This window comes from Micromonospora sp. WMMC241, from assembly GCF_027460165.1.
GTDB lineage: Bacteria > Actinomycetota > Actinomycetes > Mycobacteriales > Micromonosporaceae > Micromonospora > Micromonospora humi.
In genome coordinates this window covers 2,306,007-2,320,648 of record NZ_JAPZBF010000001.1, presented here as the reverse complement: position 1 = coordinate 2,320,648, position 14,642 = coordinate 2,306,007, and the positions used below count along the sequence as shown (strand labels likewise).

Genomic DNA, 14,642 nt, shown 5'->3' with positions numbered 1-14,642 from the left:
ATCATGGAAACCGCTGCTGGCGCGGGGAGGTCATCACAAAGACATAGTCGCAGCTCGTTGCCCATGCGAAGCGCTTCGACATTCAGCACACGACGTCGAGATCCACGGGAAGCCACATGACGAGGGACATCGGCAGCCGAAACTTTCGGAAGATTTTCGGGCCGGAGACGCGTCGAGGGAAGGCCGGGACTACCGGGCGGCGAGGCCGTCCAGGATGACGTCGACGGCACGGTGGAGCAGCCGTGCGGGCACCGGTGCGGCGGCCGCGGTCTGCGCCAGACCCCGAATCAGCAGGTAGATCTCGTCCACGTCGACATCCGGCCGCACCGCGCCGACGGCTTGGGCGCGCCGCAACGCCGCGCCCACCGCCGCCTTGAGTTCCCCCGCCACGGCGACGACGGCCGGCGGGGGGCCACCCAGCATCGAGGCCAGGGTGAGCTTGCTCGCGCCGCGCTCGATCATCTCGCGTATCAGCGCGGCAAGGGCCGCGGTCGGATCGGGCGCGGCGGCGGCCAGGCGAGTGCGGTCGAGCAGACCGCTGAAATGCCTCACCAACGCGGCCTCGATCAACGCCTCCTTGGTCGGGAAGTGGCGGAAGACGGTCGCGATGCCCACCTCGGCCAGCCGTGCGACCTCCTCGGTGGAGCCGGATTCGCCCTTCGTGCCGAAGACCTGTTCGGCGGCGGCGAGAATGCGCTCGCGGTTCTCCCGAGCATCCTGGCGCATGCGATCACTTTAACCGAAGTCCAGACTTCGTTACGCTAACCGGAGTCTGGACTTCGCCTGGAGGAGCGTCATGCGTACACCCGAGGAAACCGTCCGTGCCGTGGCCGCCGGCGTCTGTCGCCTCATGCGCGGCGGACTCACCGACGCCGAGGAAGCGGCGCAGCTCGACGCGCTGGCCGCCTGCTACGCCGAGGACACCGATGTGCGCCATCCGTTCGACCCGGTCGGTGGCACCCCGCTGCGCAGCCGGGCCGCGCTGCGCGAACACTTCGGCGCCGGCGGCCGCCCGGCCGGCGTGGAACGCTACGACGTCGTCGACGACCACGTGCACCTGACACCGGACCCCGAGGTGGTCGTCTTCGAGTTCCGGTACGCCGGCGTGATCGACGGTCGCGCCTTCACGCTGCCCTGCATCTTCGTGGTGCGGGTCCGGGACGGCGAGATCGTCGAGTCCCGCGACTACGTCGACCACCTGGCCGGCGCCCGCGCCTTCGGCCGCCTGCCCGCTCTGGCCGCCGCGCTCACCGCGGCTCAGCCCGCCTGACCCACGCCTCGCCGAACCGGCCGAGCGGGAACGCGACGCCACGCGAACGCGCGTCGGCGTCGCAGATCAGCGGACCCGACCCCCGCCACCGGACTCTCCGGCCAGGACGGCGGCGCTCACCTCGCGCACGAACGCCGGCACGTCGTCGCCCCGGCCGGGATCGCCGTCCGGGCCGGCGTCGTACCACCAGTCGCGCGCCCACCCGATGAGGTCGGCCCGGTGCGGGAAGGCGGCGGCGGTCGGGACGGCGGCCCGCCGCTTGGACAGTTGTTTGTCGCACCGGAGGCGCTGGTAGGCGCGGCACAGGGTGAGCACCGCGTAGGACCGGGCACCGGGGGTGGTCATCTCCACCACCCAGTCCGGCCAGTCGCGGACATGGTCGAGCAGGGCCGCGCGGACGAGGTCGGGGTCGATCGCCGGCAGCAGTTCGTCGGCTTCCGGGCCGAGCAGCGTGCGGCCGTGGTCGCGCACCGACGACCAGGTGACGACGCGGTGGCTGGTGGCGGGCAGCAGGTGCAGCAGCTCACCGGGGCTCACCCGGGCGATGACGTGCTCGCGGTCGACGTGTCCCCGCGCCGCGTCGCGGACGGCGTCCAGGGACACGTACTCGACCTCGATCCGGCCGGCCCACCGCGGATGCCGGCGGTCCAGGTCGGCGTGCAACCCGCCGAGCACGTCGAGCAGCGCCTCGTCCGGGTCGCGGTCGAGCACCGCGAGCAGGTCGAGATCGCTGCGCTCCGGCGCGAAGTCGCCGGCCACCAGCGAGCCGTGCAGGTAGAGACCGGCCAGCCGGCCGGACAGCGCGTCCACCCAGGCGGTGCGGAGGTCGGCCAGGACCGCTTCGGGTGAGGTCATCGCGTCATCCTGCCCGATGCCCGGCCGGGACGGTCGGCGCGTCAACGTTGAACCCGGGGGTTCAGTGTCATAAGGTGAACCATGTGGTTCAGCAAGAGATTCTCAACCGGGTGTTCGCCAGCCTGGCCGATCCCACGCGGCGTGACATCCTCGTCCGACTCGGCGCGGGCCCGGCCACCATCAGCGAACTCACCGCGCCCAGCGGGATGAGCCTCACCGGCATGAAGAAGCACGTCCAGGCGCTGGAGAACGCCGGCCTGGTGGTGACGCGGAAGGTCGGCCGCTCCCGGCAGTGCCGCCTGGCCGACGCCCCGCTCGACGACGCGATGGCCTGGATCGCCTTCTACCAGCGGCTCTGGGCCCGTCGCCTGGACGGCCTCGACGCCTATCTCACGCTCCGACCCGACCGGATCGACCCGAAGGACCGAGACACATGACCATCGACATGCGGATGACCCGACAGCTCCCGGCGCTCCCGGAGGAGGTCTTCGACGCCTACACCGACGCCGAGAAGCAGAAGATCTGGTTCGGCATCCTCGACACCGAGCCCGGCATCGTCGAGATCGACGTGGACCTGCGGGTCGGCGGCCAGCAGACGGCGGTCTGGGGGCCCTCGCCCGACATGCTGTTCCGCGAGACGCAGACGTTCCTGGAGATCGACCGCCCGCACCGGCTCGTCACCGAGTCCACCGGCAGCGGTCCCGACGGCGCCACCATGACCACCCGCATCGAGGTCACGTTCGAGGAGCGGGACGGCGGCACGCTGATGACCGTGGTGCAGAGCGGCTTCCCGACGCCGGAGCTGCGCGACTTCTTCGTCGGCGAGGTCATGCCCGGGGCGTTCGACCGGATCGAGGCCTACCTGGTCCGGGAGCAGGGACGGGAGCGGTCGCGTGGCTGACCTGCCCCGGGCGGCGGTCGTCGCGGGGGCCACCGTGGGCGCGGTGGTCGTCAACCTGGTCGTCTACGCGGTCGGCCGGGCCGCCGGCGGCACGTTCCGGTTCACCGCGGCGGGCGGGCCGGCCGAGGTGGACGGGGCGACGGTCGCGGCCTTCAGCGCGCTGCCACTGCTGGTCGGGCTGATCGCGGTCGCGCTGCTGGCGCCCCGGTTCGGCTGGGTCGTCCGGGCCGCGTCGATCGTCGGCCCGGCGCTCGCGGTGCTCACCGTCGTCGCGATGACGCTCCCCACCGACCTGGACGCCACCAGCAAGACCACGCTGGCGGTGTGTCACCTGACGCTCGTGCCGATCATCCTGGTCGCGGTGGCCGCCCTCGGCCGGCGTACCCGACCGGCGCCGGACGCGCTGGCGGCCTGAGCCGACCGACGGGCGGTCGGCCCGGCGGAGCGCCGTCGGGCCGACCGCGACGACCGCCCGTGGCGCCGTCCCGTCCGGGAGGAGGACCGGCGTCAGCCGTCCGACCCGGCCGCCGCCCGCAGGGCGTCCCGCGCGTCGCGAGGCCGACGGCCGAGGAGTTCACCGAGCAGCGGGTCGACGCCGGCGAAGAAGCCGTCCCGCGCGGCCCGGTAGAAGCCCAGCAGGAAACGCGTCCGCTGCTCCGGCAGCCCGGCCGCGAGCTGCGCGGCGAGCCAGTCCGCCTCGTCCGTCGGTCGGTACCGGACGGTGCGTCCCGACAGCTCGGAGGCGATCTCGGCGATCTCGGCGAAGGTCGGGGCCGAGGGCGCGGTCAGGGTCGTCGGGCCGTCGTACCCGCCGTCGGAGGTGAGGATCACGGCGGCCGCCTCGGCGGCGTCCTCGCGGGCGGTCCAGGACACCGGTCCGTCGCCGGGCACGGCGATCACCCCGGTCTGACGCCACGGCCCGGCGAACCACGGGAGGCTGTGGGCGTAGAAACCGTTGCGTAGCGAGGTCCAGGCGATCCCGGAGGCGGCCAGGAGCTGCTCGGTCGCGAAGTGGCTCCGCCCGGGGAGGAACGGGTTGTCCGGCGCGGCGGCCTGGTGGCTGGTGTACACGATCCGTTTCACCCCGGCGGCGAGCGCGGCCTCGATCGCCGCGCGGTGCAGGCCGGTCACGTCCGCGACCGGGTCGTTGGAGGAGACGAGCAGCAGTTGGTCGGCGCCGGCGAACGCCGCCGGCAGGGAACCGGGGTCGGCGTAGTCGCCGCGCCGGACCTCGACGCCCCGCTGCGCGAACCGCTCAGCCTTCGCGGGGTCGCGCACGGCGACCACGATCTCGCTCTCGGGCAGGCGTTCGAGCAGGTGGTCGACGGTCGCGCCGTTGAGGGCCCCGGTCGCACCGGTCACGATAATCATTGTTTCGCCCTTCACGTTATCAATGGAAACGCCAGTACCGTAACGCGTGCGACCAGCGATAGCAAGATCGTGTTATCGTTGGTTCATGAGCGATGGGGTCAAGAGCCGGGCGGACACCCGGGCGCTGATCGTCGACGCCGCCGCGTGGCTGTTGCACGAGAACGGGCCCGGCGCCGTGACGACCCGTGGCGTCGCGGAGCGCGCCGGCGTGCAGGCGCCGACCATCTACCGCCTGTTCGGCGACAAGGACGGCCTGCTGGAAGCGGTCGCCGAGCGGGTGCTGGCCGGGTTCGTCTCGGACAAGGCCGCCGCGGCGACCGACGTCGACCCCCTCGACGACCTGCGTGCGAGCTGGCGTCGACAGATCGAGTTCGGCCTCGCCAACCCGGCCGTGTTCCGGCTGCTGAGCGACCCGGAGCGCGCATCCGGCTCAGCGGCCGCCCGCACCGGCAGACAGATCCTGGCGACCCGGGTCCACCGACTGGCGGCGGGCGGCCGACTCCGGGTCTCCGAGGCGCACGCGGTCAACCTCATCCACGCCGCGGGCGTCGGAGCCGTCCAGACACTGCTGGCGACCCCACCGGAGCAACGGGATCCCGCCCTGGCCGACGCGATGATCGACGCCGTCCTGGGCCGGATCCTGACCGACGCGCCGACCGAGACAGCGGACGGCCCCCGCGCGGCGGCCGTCGCGCTCCGCGCTCTCGCGCCGCACCTGCGGGTGCTCAGCGGCGCCGAACGCCACCTGCTGGTCGAGTGGCTCGACCGCATCACGGAGAGCCCCACCGGCGGGAGCGGTGCGACCGGGAGGTGACGCGCTCGTCAGGCCGGCGACGCGCCGCAGCCGTCCCCGCGTACCCCGGCGAGCATGTCGGCGGTGGTGTGCGCCCGCACGTCGGCCGGCGGCGCGCCGCCGGCGTGGCGCGCGACGACCGCGCGGACGTGGCGCTCGGCGGTGTCGGCGAGGCCGTCGTAGACGGCCGCGAACAGGTCCCGGGCCGCCTGCCGGGGCCATCCGGCCGGCAGCAGTTCCCGCGGCAGTTGCGGGTCGAGCGTGGGGAACCGCCGGTAGGTGTCCATCACCTCGGTGCGCGCCCGGACGGCCGCCGGACCGTCGACGGCATCCGTCCGGGACGCCAGCGGGGTCCACCGGCGCAGGAACTCCTCGTACCGGCCGGCGATGCCGGCGATGTCCCAGGCCTCGACCGGCGCGCGCTGCCCGATCGCGTCCATCTCGGCCTGCCGCCCCCGGAAGACCGTGACCGCGCCGGACGCCAGCCCGGCCAGCAGCGAGCGGGCCGGCGGGGTCAGTTCGTACGGCGAGACCCAGAGCCCGTCGTACAGCGGTGCGAAGCCGAGCCAGCGGAGCTGGCCGCGCAACGTCCGCCGCTGCGCGCCGTGCTCCTGGGGCAGCGAGAACGCGACGATCGTCCAGCACCCGTCCCACGGCGCCGAGGCCGTGGTGGAGGTGAGGATCCAGTTCCCGCCGGCGGAGAGGTCGGTGGCGACGGTGGGGCTGAGCCGGTAGGAGCTGTTGCGGCCCTGCCGGCTGCGCTCCAGCACCCCCCGGCGGGCCAGCCGGCTGATCGCGGTCCGCGCGCCGGCGCTGGTCACCCCCGTCTCGGCGAGCAACGCCACGATGGCGGCCGACGGCAGCGCCGCGCGGGTACGCAGGGTGTAGTCCGCCATCAGCGTCACGACGACGCCCTGCGGCGCGGCACCGGACTGTCGCCGGGGCAGCCGCACCGACGGCTCGTCCGGGTAGATCTCCTCGATGTCGAACGCGCTGGCCACGGGCACTCCGGACTCGCCTCGGGAACGGTGCCTCGACTGTAGACGGAGATCGTCCCCCGACACGCATCGCGGTTCATCGATTGACACTTCCCGGACCGGCGGGAACACTATCTGCTACCCGACACGGAGCCGGGCAGGGCGCACCACCGACGACCCCAACCTGCACAGGTGATCGAAGGAGTCTCCGTGACACTCAGAGGCAAGATGTTGCTCGCCCTGGCCGCGACGCTGGCGGCGGCCGGCCTGATGGTCCCCGCGACGCAACCCGCCTACGCGGCCTCGCTGACCGAGGTGACCAGCTTCGGCGACAACCCGGGGCGGATGCGCATGCACGTCTACGTCCCGGACAACCGCCCGGCCCGGCCGGCGACCGTGGTGGCCATGCACGGCTGCGGCGGCTCCGGCCCCGGCTTCTACTCCGGCAGCGAGTTCGCCTCCCTGGCCGACCGGTACGGCTACATCGTGATCTATCCGAGCGCGACCCAGCAGGCCGGCTTCGGCAACTGCTTCGACACGTGGTCCGACGCCGCCAAGCGCCGCGGCGGCGGCAGCGACCCGGTGTCGATCATCTCGATGGTCCGGTACGTCCAGCAGCAGTACGGCGCCGACCCCGACCGGGTCTACGCCACCGGCAGCTCGTCCGGCGGCATGATGACCAACCACATGCTGGCGCTCTACCCCGACGTGTTCAAGGCCGGCGCGGCGTTCATGGGCGTGCCGTACAACTGCTTCGCGAACGCGGCGGACTACCCGCCCGGCAGCAGCCAGTGCACCGGCGGCAACATGAACCGGACGCCGCAGCAGTGGGGTGACGCGGTCCGCCAGGCCTACCCCGGCTACACCGGCCCCCGCCCCCGGGTGCAGCTCTGGCACGGCACCGCCGACAACCTGGTGCCGTACTCGCTGCTCCAGGAGGAGATCGAGCAGTGGACCAACGTGTTCGGGCTCAGCCAGACGCCCACCTCCACGGACACGCCGCAGGCCAACTGGAACCGGCGCCGCTGGGCCGACGCCAACGGCACCGTCCAGGTCGAGGCGTACAGCATCCAGGGCGCCGGGCACAGCCTGCCGTCCGGCGGCATGGCCGCGGTCGCCCTCGCGTTCTTCGGCCTGACCGGCACGGTCACCCCGACCACACCGCCGACCACCTCGCCCACCCCGACCACCTCGCCGACGACGTCGCCGACCCCCACCCCGACCCCGACCACGCCGCCGCCGCCCTCCGGCGCCTGCCGGGTGAGCGTCGACGTCAACGCCTGGAACTCCGGCCTGACGGAGAACATCACCATCACCAACACCGGGTCCGCCGCGCTGAACGGCTGGTCCCTGGCGTTCGCGCTGCCCGGCGGCCAGAGCATCACCTCGGGCTGGAACGCCTCCTACTCCCCCACCTCCGGGCAGGTGACGGCCCGCAACCTCGCCTACAACGCCGCCATCCCGGCCAACGGGTCGATCACCATCGGATTCCAGGCCACCCACACCGGCAACACCGGCAAGCCCGCTTCCTTCACCCTCAACGGCGCGGCCTGCACGTCGGCCTGACCACACGCGTTCCGGGGGCGGCCCGACCGGGCCGCCCCCGGTCCGTCACGGCAGCGGGGCGCCGCGCGCGACCACCCAGAGGCCGTACCACTCCTCGCGGGTCAGCTCCGGCTCCCGCCGCACCGCGTCCCCGCAGGCCCGGATGCGGTCCGGGTTCGCGGTGCCGATCACCGGCGCCACCCGTGCCGGGTGCCGCCGGAGCCACCACAGCACGATCGCCTCCGGTGTCGTCCCCTTCGCGGCGGCGAGCGCGGCCACCCGGTCGGCCGTCTCCCGGTCGGCCGGCGTCCTCGCGGCGCCGGTGAAGCGCCCCTTGGCCAGCGGACCCCAGGCCTGCAGGCCGATCCCGTGTGCCCGGCAGTGCTCCAGCGTGCCGAGCGGGAACCCGGTCCCGGTGGACTCCGCGGTGTTCACCAGCACGCCGGCCTCGACCCAGTCGCGGCGGGCCAGGCTCATCTCCAACTGGTTGGCGACCAGCGGCACGTCGAGCGCCGCCTGGAGGTGGGCGATCTGCGCCGCCGCCATGTTCGACACGCCGAACTGCCGCACCAGGCCCTGCCGATGCAGCGTGCCCAGCGCCTCGGCCACCTCGTCCGGGTCGGCCAGCGGGTCCGGCCGGTGCAGCAGCAGGACGTCGAGCACGTCGGTCCGCAGCCGGGCCAGGCTCTGCTCGACGCTGCGCACGATGTGCGCCCCGCGCAGGTCGTAGCGGCCCGGCCCGTCGTCGCCGGCCAGGTGGATCCCGCACTTCGACTGGAGCACGACGCGCGAACGGAGCTCCGGCGCGCGGGCGAGCACCTCACCGAAGACGGCCTCCGACCTGCCGTTGCGGTAGATGTCGGCGTGGTCGAACGCGGTGACGCCGATCTCCAGGGCGGCCTCGACCGCCGCCTCGGCCTCCGCGATCTCCGGCGCGCCGTAGGCCTCGGCGTCCCACCCCCCGCCCAGCCCCATGCAGCCGTAGATCAGTCGGTGGTCGCGGATGTCGGCGCTCGCCGGGGAAACGTGCTGGTCGTCGGCCATGACACGTGGATAGCACAGGTGCGGGTCGACGGCGCGGCGAGGCGGTGGACCGTACTTTCGGCCGGTTCGTCGGGCCTCGGACTTTCCTAGCCTGGTGCCATGACCGAGACGCGTCGACCGGCCGGCCTCCTGCTCGATCTCGGGCTCGCCGTGGTGTTCGCCCTCGGCCTGGCGGTCACCGCGGTGATGATCGCGACCAGTTGGGGCCCCGGCTACGCCGTACCCGATGCCCTGCTCGGGGTGATCGTCTGCGGCCTGGCCCTGCGGCGACGCCGAGACCCGGTCCGAGCGGCGGCGGCCGGCCTCGGCGTGGCCGCCGCCGCGGTCGGGATCTCCTTCGTCGCGGACCTGCCGCAGGAGCCCGGCCCGGTGACCGGCCTGGCGCTGGCCGTGCTGGTCGGCGCCGCGATCCGCGCCCGGCCCGCGCGCACGGCCGCCGCCGTCGCCGGCGCGGGCCTGCTGGTGATCGCCGGCAGCCTGCTCACGTCGCTCGACAACCAGCACGGCCTGACCGCGGTGACGGTGCTCGACACCCTGTGCTGGCTGGCCGCCGTCGCGGTCGGCCTCGCGCTGCGCCGCGCCGACGCCCGCGCCCGCGCCACCACCGAGAGGGTACGCCGAGACGAGCGGCTGGAACTGGCCCGTGAACTGCACGACGTGGTCACCCACCACGTCACCGGCATCGTCGTGCAGGCCCAGGCCGCGCAACTGATCGGCGCGCGGCAACCCGGGAAGCTGCCGGAGATGCTGGCCGGGATCGAGCTGGCCGGCACCGACGCGCTGGACGCCATGCGCCGGGTGGTCGGGCTGCTGCGGGACACCGACGACGGGGCGCCCGTCGCGCCCGGCCCGGAACGGCTCACCGACCTGGTCGCCCGCTTCGGCCGGCACGGCCCACCGGTGCGCCTGCGGCTGCCCGGGGACGAGCGGGAGTGGCCGCCCGAGGTGACCACCACGGTCCACCGGATCGTGCAGGAGGCACTGACCAACGTGGCCCGGCACGCCCCGCACGCCGGGTCGGTCACCGTCACCGTCGACCGGGACCCGGACGGGGTGTCCGTCGAGGTGGTGGACGACGCGCCGCCGGGCCCGGCCCGGGTCGGCCACCGTGGCGGCTACGGCCTGGTGGGGATGGGCGAGCGCGTCCGGACGCTCGGGGGCACGCTGCGGGCCGGGCCGCACGACGGGCGGGGCTGGTCAGTGCGCGCCACCCTCCCCCTCACGGGCCGGACGCCGCGATGAGCATCCGGGTGCTGGTCGCCGACGACCAGGCGATGGTCCGAGGCGGGCTGCGCCTCATCCTGGAGGAGCAGCCGGACATCGCCGTGGTGGGCGAGGCGTGCGACGGCGTCGAGGCGATCGCCGAGGCCCGCCGGCTGCGCCCGGACGTCTGCCTGGTCGACATTCGGATGCCCCGCCTCGACGGCATCGAGGTGACTCGGGCGCTGGCCGGGCCGGGCACGGCGAACCCGCTGCGGGTCATCGTGGTGACAACCTTCGACCTGGACGAGTACGTCTACGGCGCGCTGCGCCACGGGGCGGTCGGCTTCCTACTCAAGGACGCCGGGCCGGCGTTGCTGGTCGAGGCGGTCCGCGCCGCGCACCACGGCGACGCGCTGGTCTCGCCGTCGGTGACGATGCGGCTGCTCCGGCACGTCACCGCGACCGCCCGGCCGACGCCGGGGCGCTCGCTCCCCCGGCTCTCCGCGCGGGAGATGGAGGTGGTCCGGGCGATCGCGCGCGGGCGCACCAACCGGGAGATCGCCGCTGAGCTGTTCATCTCGCTGAGCACGGTGAAGAGTCACCTCTCCGGCATCCAGACCAAGCTGGGCGCCCGCAACCGGGTCGAGATCGCCGCCTGGGCCTGGGAGAACCGGGTGGTGGAGGGCGCCTGACCGGTTCAGTCCGGCGGCTCGACGATCGGGCGGCGGAACGGGCTCCAGCCGAGGAAGCGCTGGTACATCTGCTGCGGGCTGGGGCCGTCGTGCGGGTTCAGGTGGTAGAGGTCGCGCATCGCCTCGAAGAGCAGGCCGGCCAGGTAGATGGTGAGCGCGGCGAGGTTGCGGTCGTACTCGGCCTTGAGCGCGAGCCGGGCGTGCGGGCAGGGCCACGGCGCGCCGTCGGCCCGGCACGCCCACGACGGGCGCAGCGGCGTGTGCGGCACGGCCGTGCCGTAGCCGCGCGGGCGGTCGGGTTCCGGGCCGGGGCCGGGCATCGGCAGTCTCGTCGTGAACACGGAACCTCCCTCGGGTGGCGGCGTGGACCGGGCTTCGCGCCGGTGACAGTCTGGTGAGCAACCGACTACTGTCGACACATGCTCGGCGCGTCCGCGCAGCTCAGGCGGGCGGTTGAGCAGCCGTGGGCGGAACCGCGGCGGCGACCGGGCGGAGGGTGGGGAGACGATGGGGAGCGCGACGACCTACGTGCTGGGTGAGCTGCGCCTGTTCCGGGCGTCGGTGGAGCTGAGCCAGGAGGAGTTCGGCCGGCGGATCGACTACTCGGGGTCGCACGTCAGCTCGGTGGAGACCGGAGGGCGTGCGCCGACCCGGGAGTACACGCGGGCGATCGACGAGCGGTTCGCGACCGGCGGGCGGTTCGAGCGGATGCTGCGCGCGCTGGCCACGCTCGACGCCGATCCGACGTGGCTGCGAGAGTGGATCGAGGTGGAACGGGAGGCGACCACGCTGCGCTGGTTCGAGCTGTCCTACCTGCCCGGCCTGCTCCAGACCGAGCGGTACGCCCGCGCGACGCTGGCCGGCGGCCGGTTCACCCCGGAGGAGTGCGACCGCATCGTCACGAGCCGACTCGGCCGGCAGGCGATCCTGACCGGGCCGCGCCCGCCGCAGCTCGTCGCCGTCGTCGACGAGTCGGTGCTCCGCCGGCCGGTGCTCGACGCGCCGGGGCTGATGGCGGAGCAGTTCGACCGCCTGGTGGAGCTGGCCGTGCTGGAGCACGTCCAGGTGCACGTGGTGCCGGTCGACGCCGGCATGTACCTGGGACTGGCCGGGCAGTTCATCATCGCCGAGCTACCCGACGGCAGCCGGGTGATCCACGCCGACAACCAGCTCACCGCGCAGATCGTCGACGCGCCGGCCGACGTTGCTAGGCTCGCCAGGACGTGGGAGATCGTGCGCAACGAGGCGCTTCCCCGCCGGCAGTCCCTCAAGCTGATCAAGGAAGTGGCGAAGTCATGGCACTGACCACCCCTCAGTGGCGGAAGTCGACCCGGTCCGGCGGCAACGGTGGCTCCTGTGTGGAGGTCGCCGACAACCTGCCGGGCGTCGTGCTGGTCCGCGACACTAAGGACCGCGACGGCGGCACCCTGCACGTCGACGCCGCGTCCTGGCGGTCCTTCGTGGACCTGGCCAAGCGGATCGGCCCCACCGGCTGACCGCAGGCTCAGGCTGACGGCGTCGACGGGGGCCGCGCCCCGAGCCACTGCTCGGCGTCCCAGGCGTGGAACCGCTCCACCTCGGTGAACCCCAGCTTCGCCGCGAGGCGCATCGACTTCACGTTGGCGGACTGCGTGGTCAGCATGACGGGCTCGCCGGGCAGGACGCGGTCGAACCAGTCGAGCACCGCCACGCACGCCTCCGTGGCGTACCCGAAACCCCAGGCGTGCGGCAGGAACAGGTAACCGAGGTCGGCCTTACCCACCGCCGCCGGACGGCGATGCTCGGTGGCGCGCCGGAGCAGGACCCGGCCGATCACCGCCCCGTCGAGGTCGACGACGAAACTCCCCGGCCACTGCCCGGGCACCTCGGGCAGTTCCCGCTCCAGCTCGTCGCGCGACCGAGGGCCGCCGAGGTAGGCGTGCGCCTCCGGCGACGCCAACAACTCGACGAACGTCGACCGGTCCCGCGCCTCGGACGCCCGGAGCACCAGCCGCTCCGTGCGGATCGGTGCGGGCGGCCAGTCGACGGGTCCGATTCCAGTCATGCCGACCATCCCACCAAGTCCCCGCCCCTCGCGCTAGCTCGGGCGGCGGTGGATGCGGCGGAACGCGACCGCCGCCAGCAGCCCGGCAAGCAGCAGGTAGAGAGCCGACTCCAACCACTGGAACGCCCAGTACCGCCCGACCGGCTGGTAGGCGACGTCCACGTGCAGGTCCCGCTCGGCCAGGCAGGTCGCGGTGTCGCCGAACGGCCCCTCCGCCGTGCCGGTGCGCGGCGGGTCGGTGAAGCATCTGTCGAACACCTTCGGATCGAGCGACTCGCCGGTGCGGGTACGCAGCTCGCTGACGTCGGTGACCCAGGCGTCCGGCACGGCCAGGCCCCGCACCACCGGCGCACCGGTGATGCTGCCCAGACCGCGCGCCTGGTTGATCGCCGACGCGGTCATCGCCACGGTGACGTGTTCCGCCGGCAGCAGGTGCGGCCGGACCAGGTTCGGCACCAGGAACTGGACCACCACGAAGACCAGCGCGGTCAGCGCCATGGCCGGCACGGTGCGCCGCACCAGCAGCCCGATCAGAGCCCCGAGCACGACCACGAACGCCGCGTACGCCACCGGGGCGAGGTTGCGGGCGCCGAACAGGACCGTGCTGAACCGGTTGTCGGCGACCCGGTCCACCGGGCTCATCGCCCAGGTCACCAGCGCGGCGGCGACACCGGTCACCACCATCGCGGCCAGGCCGACCACGGCCAGCTTGACGGCGAGCCAGCGGCGCCGGGTGACGCTCTGGTTCCAGACCAGCCGCTGGGTGCCGGCCTCCAACTCCCGGGCCACCAGCGGCGCGCCCCAGAACATGCCGAGCAGGCCGGGCACCGGCCCGAGCAGCGCCGCCAGGTACAGCGAGGTGTTCTCGTAGTCGACCGCGAGCTGCCGCAGCCCGGGGCAGTCGGGCGTGCCGGCGCACCGGGCGCGGTAGCCGTCGTAGGCGTCCCGGACGTCCAGGCCGAGGTGTACGACGTAGACGGCGAACAGCGTCAGCGCCACCACGCCGACCAGGGCCGGCATCCGGAACTGCCGCCAGGTGGTCCAGATCATCGGTCGCCCTCCCCCGCCGCCCGGGTCAGGTAGCTCAGCACCAGTTCCTCCAGCCCGACCGGCTCCACGCGCCACGGTGTGCGCGGCGGCGGGCCGTCGACGCGCACCACGGCATGGCTGTGCGCCCCGGTGTGCCGGGTGAGGACCACCTCGGCCCCGGCCGGCAGCCGGTCCAGCTCGCCGCGCGGGGCGACCAGCCGGTGGTGCCGGGCCAGCAGGTCGGTCACGTCCCCGGCGACCTGCACCCGGGACGCGCCCAGCACGACGAGGTGGTCGCAGGCCCGCGCCACGTCGCCGAGCAGGTGCGAGGAGAGGATCGCGCTCGCGCCCAGCTCGGCGACCACCTCCAGCAGGGTGCGCAGGAACCCGTCGCGGGCCAGCGGGTCCAGCGCGGCGGCCGGCTCGTCGAGGATCAGCAGCTCGGGGCGCTTCGCCACGGCGACGGTGAGCGCCAACTGCGCCCGCTGGCCGCCGGAGAGCCGCCCCGCCTTCTGCCCCGGGTCCAGCCCCACCTGGGCGATCCGCCGCTCGGCCAGCGCCCGGTCCCAGGACGGGTTCAACCGCGCACCCATCCGCAGGTGGTCGGCGACCGAGAGGGTGGCGTACACCGGGGTGTCCTGGGCGACGAACCCGACCCGGGCCAGGTGCGCGGCGTCGGCCGCGGGCGGGGCGCCGAGCACCCGCAGCGTGCCCGCCGTCGGTGTGGTCAGCCCGCAGGCCAGGTTCAGCAGGGTGGACTTGCCGGCGCCGTTCGGGCCGACCAGGCCGACCACCCGCCCCCGGGGCAGGTCGAGGTCGCAGTCGGACAGCGCCGGCCGGCGGCCGTACCGTTTGGTCAGGCCCCGGGCCTGGAGCGCGAGATCGGAGGGTGACATGCCTCCGATCCTGCGGATCCGG

The 14,642-nt window shown here is 73.8% G+C and carries 19 protein-coding genes; 10 read left to right on the top strand and 9 right to left on the bottom strand.

Annotated features, from left to right (window positions below; genetic code table 11):
• Positions 1–189 precede the first annotated feature (189 nt).
• Positions 190–726: a TetR/AcrR family transcriptional regulator gene (locus O7598_RS10865; protein WP_269691198.1), complete on the bottom strand. Its 537-nt coding sequence runs from the start codon at positions 724–726 to the stop codon at positions 190–192.
• Between the two features lie 70 nt (positions 727–796).
• On the opposite strand from O7598_RS10865, the gene O7598_RS10860 reads away from it, so the two are divergent.
• The gene (locus O7598_RS10860) at positions 797–1,270 is read left to right on the top strand and encodes a nuclear transport factor 2 family protein (protein ID WP_269691197.1); all 474 of its coding nucleotides are present in this window, start codon (positions 797–799) and stop codon (positions 1,268–1,270) included.
• 66 nt (positions 1,271–1,336) lie between these two features.
• On the opposite strand, the gene O7598_RS10855 is transcribed toward O7598_RS10860, so the two are convergent.
• Entirely contained in the window at positions 1,337–2,125 is a 789-nt protein-coding gene (locus O7598_RS10855; RefSeq protein ID WP_269691196.1) for an aminoglycoside adenylyltransferase domain-containing protein, read from the bottom strand.
• An 83-nt stretch (positions 2,126–2,208) separates the two neighbouring features.
• Here O7598_RS10855 and O7598_RS10850 point away from each other — a divergent pair, with 83 nt between their 5' ends.
• Genes O7598_RS10850 through O7598_RS10840 form a run of 3 tightly spaced genes read left to right on the top strand, consistent with a single transcriptional unit; the run spans position 2,209 to position 3,441 of the window.
• The gene (locus O7598_RS10850; RefSeq protein WP_269691195.1) at positions 2,209–2,562 is read left to right on the top strand and encodes an ArsR/SmtB family transcription factor; all 354 of its coding nucleotides are present in this window, start codon (positions 2,209–2,211) and stop codon (positions 2,560–2,562) included.
• Positions 2,559–3,026, top strand: coding sequence for an SRPBCC family protein (locus O7598_RS10845; RefSeq protein WP_269691194.1), 468 nt, complete (start codon positions 2,559–2,561; stop codon positions 3,024–3,026). Before O7598_RS10850 ends, O7598_RS10845 begins: the two co-directional genes overlap by 4 nt.
• The gene (locus O7598_RS10840) at positions 3,019–3,441 is read left to right on the top strand and encodes a DUF6069 family protein (RefSeq protein ID WP_269691193.1); all 423 of its coding nucleotides are present in this window, start codon (positions 3,019–3,021) and stop codon (positions 3,439–3,441) included. Before O7598_RS10845 ends, O7598_RS10840 begins: the two co-directional genes overlap by 8 nt.
• 92 nt (positions 3,442–3,533) lie before the next feature.
• Here the strand turns inward: O7598_RS10840 and O7598_RS10835 are convergent, their stop codons facing one another.
• Positions 3,534–4,397: an SDR family oxidoreductase gene (locus tag O7598_RS10835; protein WP_269691192.1), complete on the bottom strand. Its 864-nt coding sequence runs from the start codon at positions 4,395–4,397 to the stop codon at positions 3,534–3,536.
• A gap of 85 nt (positions 4,398–4,482) precedes the next feature.
• On the opposite strand from O7598_RS10835, the gene O7598_RS10830 reads away from it, so the two are divergent.
• Positions 4,483–5,211 (top strand): TetR/AcrR family transcriptional regulator, encoded by a 729-nt coding sequence (locus tag O7598_RS10830; protein ID WP_269691191.1) that lies wholly within the window; start codon positions 4,483–4,485, stop codon positions 5,209–5,211.
• An 8-nt stretch (positions 5,212–5,219) separates the two neighbouring features.
• On the opposite strand, the gene O7598_RS10825 is transcribed toward O7598_RS10830, so the two are convergent.
• Positions 5,220–6,191 (bottom strand): PaaX family transcriptional regulator, encoded by a 972-nt coding sequence (locus O7598_RS10825; protein ID WP_269691190.1) that lies wholly within the window; start codon positions 6,189–6,191, stop codon positions 5,220–5,222.
• Positions 6,192–6,395: 204 nt separating this feature from the next.
• On the opposite strand from O7598_RS10825, the gene O7598_RS10820 reads away from it, so the two are divergent.
• On the top strand, positions 6,396–7,733 hold the full coding sequence (locus tag O7598_RS10820; RefSeq protein WP_442929924.1) for an extracellular catalytic domain type 1 short-chain-length polyhydroxyalkanoate depolymerase: 1,338 nt from the start codon (positions 6,396–6,398) through the stop codon (positions 7,731–7,733).
• Between the two features lie 45 nt (positions 7,734–7,778).
• Here O7598_RS10820 and O7598_RS10815 read toward each other — a convergent pair whose 3' ends face one another.
• The gene (locus tag O7598_RS10815) at positions 7,779–8,756 is read right to left on the bottom strand and encodes an aldo/keto reductase (protein ID WP_269691188.1); all 978 of its coding nucleotides are present in this window, start codon (positions 8,754–8,756) and stop codon (positions 7,779–7,781) included.
• 99 nt (positions 8,757–8,855) lie between these two features.
• On the opposite strand from O7598_RS10815, the gene O7598_RS10810 reads away from it, so the two are divergent.
• Positions 8,856–9,998 (top strand): sensor histidine kinase, encoded by a 1,143-nt coding sequence (locus O7598_RS10810; protein ID WP_269691187.1) that lies wholly within the window; start codon positions 8,856–8,858, stop codon positions 9,996–9,998.
• Complete coding sequence (locus O7598_RS10805) at positions 9,995–10,651, top strand: response regulator (RefSeq protein ID WP_269691186.1); 657 nt, start codon at positions 9,995–9,997, stop codon at positions 10,649–10,651. The genes O7598_RS10810 and O7598_RS10805 overlap by 4 nt, the downstream gene beginning before the upstream one ends.
• 5 nt (positions 10,652–10,656) lie before the next feature.
• On the opposite strand, the gene O7598_RS10800 is transcribed toward O7598_RS10805, so the two are convergent.
• On the bottom strand, positions 10,657–10,971 hold the full coding sequence (locus tag O7598_RS10800; RefSeq protein ID WP_091055321.1) for a hypothetical protein: 315 nt from the start codon (positions 10,969–10,971) through the stop codon (positions 10,657–10,659).
• Positions 10,972–11,158: 187 nt separating this feature from the next.
• Here O7598_RS10800 and O7598_RS10795 point away from each other — a divergent pair, with 187 nt between their 5' ends.
• Positions 11,159–11,956: a helix-turn-helix domain-containing protein gene (locus tag O7598_RS10795; protein WP_269691185.1), complete on the top strand. Its 798-nt coding sequence runs from the start codon at positions 11,159–11,161 to the stop codon at positions 11,954–11,956.
• The gene (locus O7598_RS10790) at positions 11,947–12,147 is read left to right on the top strand and encodes a DUF397 domain-containing protein (RefSeq protein WP_442929848.1); all 201 of its coding nucleotides are present in this window, start codon (positions 11,947–11,949) and stop codon (positions 12,145–12,147) included. The genes O7598_RS10795 and O7598_RS10790 overlap by 10 nt, the downstream gene beginning before the upstream one ends.
• Positions 12,148–12,155: 8 nt before the next feature.
• On the opposite strand, the gene O7598_RS10785 is transcribed toward O7598_RS10790, so the two are convergent.
• From O7598_RS10785 to O7598_RS10775, 3 genes are read right to left on the bottom strand one after another with little or no spacing between them, the layout of a single operon-like run.
• Positions 12,156–12,695: a GNAT family N-acetyltransferase gene (locus O7598_RS10785; protein ID WP_269691184.1), complete on the bottom strand. Its 540-nt coding sequence runs from the start codon at positions 12,693–12,695 to the stop codon at positions 12,156–12,158.
• A gap of 33 nt (positions 12,696–12,728) precedes the next feature.
• Complete coding sequence (locus O7598_RS10780; protein WP_269691183.1) at positions 12,729–13,745, bottom strand: ABC transporter permease subunit; 1,017 nt, start codon at positions 13,743–13,745, stop codon at positions 12,729–12,731.
• Positions 13,742–14,620, bottom strand: coding sequence for an ABC transporter ATP-binding protein (locus O7598_RS10775; RefSeq protein WP_269691182.1), 879 nt, complete (start codon positions 14,618–14,620; stop codon positions 13,742–13,744). Before O7598_RS10775 ends, O7598_RS10780 begins: the two co-directional genes overlap by 4 nt.
• Positions 14,621–14,642 lie beyond the last annotated feature (22 nt).

Coding starts and splice junctions, on each gene's coding strand:
- O7598_RS10865 (WP_269691198.1), bottom strand. CDS start 726: ATGCGCCAGGATGCTCGGGAGAACCGCGAGCGCATTCTCGCCGCCGCC.
- O7598_RS10860 (WP_269691197.1), top strand. CDS start 797: ATGCGTACACCCGAGGAAACCGTCCGTGCCGTGGCCGCCGGCGTCTGT.
- O7598_RS10855 (WP_269691196.1), bottom strand. CDS start 2,125: ATGACCTCACCCGAAGCGGTCCTGGCCGACCTCCGCACCGCCTGGGTG.
- O7598_RS10845 (WP_269691194.1), top strand. CDS start 2,559: ATGACCATCGACATGCGGATGACCCGACAGCTCCCGGCGCTCCCGGAG.
- O7598_RS10835 (WP_269691192.1), bottom strand. CDS start 4,397: ATGATTATCGTGACCGGTGCGACCGGGGCCCTCAACGGCGCGACCGTC.
- O7598_RS10830 (WP_269691191.1), top strand. CDS start 4,483: ATGAGCGATGGGGTCAAGAGCCGGGCGGACACCCGGGCGCTGATCGTC.
- O7598_RS10820 (WP_442929924.1), top strand. CDS start 6,396: ATGTTGCTCGCCCTGGCCGCGACGCTGGCGGCGGCCGGCCTGATGGTC.
- O7598_RS10815 (WP_269691188.1), bottom strand. CDS start 8,756: ATGGCCGACGACCAGCACGTTTCCCCGGCGAGCGCCGACATCCGCGAC.
- O7598_RS10810 (WP_269691187.1), top strand. CDS start 8,856: ATGACCGAGACGCGTCGACCGGCCGGCCTCCTGCTCGATCTCGGGCTC.
- O7598_RS10805 (WP_269691186.1), top strand. CDS start 9,995: ATGAGCATCCGGGTGCTGGTCGCCGACGACCAGGCGATGGTCCGAGGC.
- O7598_RS10800 (WP_091055321.1), bottom strand. CDS start 10,971: ATGCCCGGCCCCGGCCCGGAACCCGACCGCCCGCGCGGCTACGGCACG.
- O7598_RS10795 (WP_269691185.1), top strand. CDS start 11,159: ATGGGGAGCGCGACGACCTACGTGCTGGGTGAGCTGCGCCTGTTCCGG.
- O7598_RS10790 (WP_442929848.1), top strand. CDS start 11,947: ATGGCACTGACCACCCCTCAGTGGCGGAAGTCGACCCGGTCCGGCGGC.
- O7598_RS10785 (WP_269691184.1), bottom strand. CDS start 12,695: ATGACTGGAATCGGACCCGTCGACTGGCCGCCCGCACCGATCCGCACG.
- O7598_RS10780 (WP_269691183.1), bottom strand. CDS start 13,745: ATGATCTGGACCACCTGGCGGCAGTTCCGGATGCCGGCCCTGGTCGGC.
- O7598_RS10775 (WP_269691182.1), bottom strand. CDS start 14,620: ATGTCACCCTCCGATCTCGCGCTCCAGGCCCGGGGCCTGACCAAACGG.